The sequence below is a fragment of the Gammaproteobacteria bacterium genome, assembly GCA_003696665.1.
Taxonomy (GTDB): domain Bacteria; phylum Pseudomonadota; class Gammaproteobacteria; order Enterobacterales.
This window is the reverse complement of the sequence record RFGJ01000030.1, coordinates 1-2,492: the sequence shown is the minus strand read 5'-3', so window position 1 is coordinate 2,492 and position 2,492 is coordinate 1. Positions and strand designations below refer to the sequence as shown.

At 54.8% G+C, this 2,492-nt stretch carries 1 protein-coding gene; it reads left to right on the top strand.

Annotated features, from left to right (window positions below):
- Positions 1–125: 125 nt before the first annotated feature.
- A partial coding sequence (locus D6694_00755; GenBank protein ID RMH48222.1) for a hypothetical protein occupies positions 126–2,492 on the top strand: 2,367 nt, incomplete at its 3' end.

Sequence of the window (2,492 nt, the reverse complement as noted above, 5' to 3'; positions counted from 1 at the left end):
CAAAGTGGATGACACATAATTGGCGCCAGATACGGAAAAACGTGAATATTTCATAACGAATAGACATTGTTTTGCTTTATACTCGGGCCATATGTACTAGGAAAAACCGAGGGGTTGGTGGCGTGATGAAGGTGAAATGGCTGGTGTTGCTGACGGTGTTGTGCTTGGTCGGCTGTGGTGGCGGCGGGGGTTCTTCTGAGCCCGCGAATCAACCGCCCACGGCAGATGCTGGGCCAGATATGACGGTCAACGAAAAGGAAACGGTGACGTTGTCAGGTGCGGGAACCGACTCCGACGGCACCGTGACAGCCTATGCATGGTCGCAAATTGACGGGCCAACGGTCACATTGTCATCGCCGAATAGTGCCAGCACCACGTTTGTCGCCCCAGATGTGGCGCAAGGCACGCTGACTTTAACTTTTCGTTTGACGGTGACCGATGATGACGGCGCGACGGCCTCCGATGATGTGGTGGTGACCGTCAATACGACGAACCAGATGCCAATCGCAGATGCGGGTGCGGACTTTTCAGTGGACGAACAGGTGTTGACCCAACTGGATGGGCGTCAATCGCGCGATCCGGATGGTACCATTGCCACTTGGTCATGGGCGCAGACTGCAGGGCCGAATGTGACGCTTTCTGGCGCCAGTACGGCAACACCTTCGTTCACTTCACCATCGGTCAGCAGTGTGACGACATTGACGTTTGAGCTGACAGTAACCGATGACCGAGGCGCCAGCGCCCAAGACACTGTGACCGTGACGGTGAACCCGGTACCCGGGCTCAATACGCCGCCCGTGGCCGATGCAGGTGTTGATACGACTGTTGGCAGCGGTACCGCAGCAGTGCCCTTAGATGGCTCACAGTCTAATGACCCGGATGGGACTATCGTCGCCTACCAATGGACACAAACGGCCGGCCCTGCAGTCGCCATTAATAACGCGACCAGTGTCCAAGCCAGTTTTGATGCGCCGGTGGTCAATCAGGACACTGCCCTGACATTTCAATTGACCGTCACCGATAATGAAGGGGCAACCGACACTGCCAGTGTCACCATCACCGTCAGCCCGGCTGTGACGGTTTCGGGTAAGGCCACCTTTGACTTGGTGCCTGCCAATGCTTCTGGGGTTGGTCTGGACTACGGCAGCACCCAGCAGGTGGGGATTCCGCTGGCGACTGTTGAAGCAATCTCTAACAAAACCGTGTTGGCGAGCGGCAAAACAGACGCTAACGGCAATTATTCGCTGATGGTTCCAGCCAGCACGGACATGTTCATTCGTGTCAAGGCAGAAATGGTGCAAACCGGTACGCCCGCCTGGGATGTTCGGGTGGTGGACAATACCAATGGACAGGCACTGTATGTATTAGACAGTAAAGTCTTTAATTCGGGAAGTGGGGCAGTCCAAAACCTGCATGCTAGCTCGGGCTGGGGTGGCTCAGGTTACACGAGCCCGCGCGAGGCTGCTCCTTTTGCGGTATTGTATGATGCGTACATCGCGATACAGAAAATTTTGACCGCCGACCCCAACGTGGTGCTCCCACCGCTTAAGATGAACTGGAGTGTCAATAACGTGGCGTCAAATGGAGACGTGACCCAAGGTCAGATTGGGACTTCTCACTACAGCAGTGCCTCGCAGGAGCTATTTATTCTTGGGAGTGAGAATAGCGACACCGATGAATACGACAATCATGTGATCATTCATGAATGGGGACACTACTTTGAGGATGTGATGTCCAGATCCGACTCTATCGGCGGCGCCCATGGTGGTAACGACCGATTAGACCCTCGAGTGGCCTTTGGCGAAGGATGGGGCAATGGCTGGTCGGCCATTGCCACTGATGATCCGGTCTATTTTGATACCATGGGCAATCAGCAATCGTCAGGTTTTCACTTTAATGTCGAAACGGATGATGGCGGGACGCAGCCGGGATGGTTTAGCGAATCGACGGTGCAGGCCTTGTTGTGGGATTTCTATGACGATGCCGTCGATGGTGCGGATAATGTGAGCCTTGGGTTTGCCCCGATCTATCAGGTGATGAGAGGGGCACAAAAAGACACCTTGGCGCTGACGTCCATTTTCAGCTTTGCGTCAGCGTTGAAGGCCGAACAAAGTGCTGCGGCGTCGGCGATTACGGCCTTACTGAATGACCGGGGCGTTTTTGGTAGCGATGAGTGGGGCACCGGAGAGACGAATGATGCAGGCAATACACAAGATGTGTTGCCTGTTTATACTCCGCTCGTCGTTGGCACACCGACCACTTTGTGCAGTACCAATGCGTTTAAGTCGAGTAACACAGGTGCGTACAACAAGCTGTCTGTACGACGCTTTGCGCGGCTTGATGTCTCGTCCTCTGGCACCTATCAGATCTCGGTCACGGGGCCGGCGGGCAGCGACCCAGATGTGTATATCTTTTATAAAGGACAATTGGTTGCCAAGGGGGACAGTTCCAATGCTGGCAGTGAAACCGTGTCGGCCACGTTGTCGGCGGGT